Origin of the sequence: Pseudoalteromonas sp. GABNS16E (assembly GCF_028598715.1) — a bacterium.
GTDB lineage: Bacteria > Pseudomonadota > Gammaproteobacteria > Enterobacterales > Alteromonadaceae > Pseudoalteromonas > Pseudoalteromonas atlantica.
Map to the genome: position 1 here is coordinate 1 of NZ_JAQREZ010000111.1, position 2,174 is coordinate 2,174.

Consider the following 2,174-nt stretch of genomic DNA (forward strand, 5'->3'; position numbering starts at 1 on the left):
TTTCTGTCGGATAGACGACACCTGTTACCAAGTGTCGCCCTCCTAAGAACCGTACGTGCAACTTTCACTGCATACGGCTCAAGCCTTCACGAAGGCACCTAATTGGTACCCAGCAACTTATAAAGCAGCGAGATTAGGTTCATTCCAAGAGTTGCGGCATTGCCTCTTTGCTTTTCTCTTTGCCAAGTATTCTTGGTATAAAGGATCAAAAGGCGTAGCTTCACTCCTGATTTTCACATGTCTCTCTATTGGCACCTTAGCTATTTGAAATAGATTAAACTGACAATCCATGTTCATGTTCATGCTCTTCTGCCAACCGTGAAATTGCCATTGGCCTCGACGGTTGATAAAGTACTTCATGGCGATCCAAGTTTTTGATTTTGTTGGATGACGCCTTTTAGCCCAATGCCATAACGCTAGAAATAGTTTGTGACTCACATATCCGAATACTTGTTTGGCAACGCAATGTCGATAGTAATTCGACCAGCCCCTGAGTTTCGGATTTATCAACTTGATTAGATCGTTAACGGGGGTAGTTGCGTGCTTTTTAATGAGTTCGCGCAAGTTACTCAGAAATATTAACGTGTTAGATTTGCTCGGTTTAATGAGCAGTTTTCCTTTGTACTTCCTATGGTTAAAGCCTAGGAAGTCAAAACCACGGCTAATGTGAGTAATGTGCGTTTTCTCTTCGGAGAGCGTTAAGCCTCTGTGTGCTAAGAAGTCAGCAATCAACGGTTTGATATCGTTCTCCAGCACGTCCTTTGAAGTGCAAGTGACGACGAAATCATCGGCGTATCCTATAAAGTTGGCTCTCGCCCCATTTTTAAGTGCGGTGGACTTTATGCGTTGCTCAAGACCTGCAAGAGTCATCAGCATCAAGGTTGGAGATATGATCCCGCCTTGTGGTGTTCCCTCGTCAGTGCGATAGAACAGCCCTTTGTCCATAAAACCAGACTTTAACCATTGTTCCAACATTCGTTTATCTACAGCTATATTATTCATAAGCCATTGATGCCCAATCTTGTCGAAACAGGCTTTGATATCTCCCTCAAGAACCCATTGCGCGGATTGCTTTTTACTCAAACAGAGAAAACACTGAGCAATAGCATCAGCAGTGCTTCTATTGCGCCGAAAGCCGTAGCTATTTGGGTCAGCAAGTGTTTCTGACACAGGCTCTAGTGCAAGAAGATGAAGCGCTTGTAGCGCTCTATCGACCATGCACGGGATACCCAAAGGTCTGAGCTTGCCGTTTTTCTTAGGGATGTAGATACGCTTGAGCGGTTTGGCTTGATAAGCCTTTCTGCTCAATTGATTGACTGCTTTCATGCGGCGCGTATCCGTATTCCAGATGACGCCGTCTATTCCGGGCGTTTTACTGCCTTTGTTTTGTGATACTCGCTTAACAGCAAGAAGTTTTGCCGAATGCGAGTGAGTCAGTATCCACTGCAACGCTTTCGCTTTGCCGTGTTTACTTTCTCTTGTTGCTTTTGCAATACGCATCTGAAGCTTTAAAACGTGTGACTCAACAGTTTTCCAATTTATGGATTGCCATTGAGCACTGTCAGGAGAGGCACTAATCTCTTTTGAAATCATCATTTGCGTTTCTCCTTGAATAAAGTTCTTCAAATTCTCTTGCAAAGGAAGACCAGTCGGAAGTCAGCTCACTTTCGTGCCAGACAGACGTCTGTATCTGCATCATTACAATCCAGCCTTTGCTTTCTCCAACATCCTCTACCTGCATCACTATCGGCTATATAAGCTTTCCCAAAGGGAGTGATACAGGCTTACCGTGTTCCGTATGTTGCGCAATGTCAGGTTAGATGCCCGCTATAGTGCGGAGAGTTCAGTGATCACGAAAGAGCATGGGGCAATCTCTTTCCGACTCTCGCGCCTTTTGGCTACAGCGTATTAACCACTTCCGCTGTTTCATCGTATAACGCACCTTACGCGGATTCACTTATGTTCATCATACTGACTGCCTAGCACTCACCCGATTTGTGGTTATCAGGAGGATCGTCCTCTCACGATTAAGATCCCGATTGGCGCATACCAACCTTCGTTACATTGTCAGAGCCGCTACTTTATTCAGGCTCCTAGGATCATCTGGTGATACAGATGGTTCACTCATTAAGCGGTGAACAGCGCTTCATACGACTTCACGTCGCACGCCCCAA

1 protein-coding gene is annotated in these 2,174 nt (G+C 45.2%); it reads right to left on the reverse strand.

The window, feature by feature from the left end:
* Positions 1-117 precede the first annotated feature (117 nt).
* The gene (ltrA, locus tag PSI06_RS20800) at positions 118-1,596 is read right to left on the reverse strand and encodes a group II intron reverse transcriptase/maturase (protein ID WP_257324080.1); all 1,479 of its coding nucleotides are present in this window, start codon (positions 1,594-1,596) and stop codon (positions 118-120) included.
* Positions 1,597-2,174: the final 578 nt, after the last annotated feature.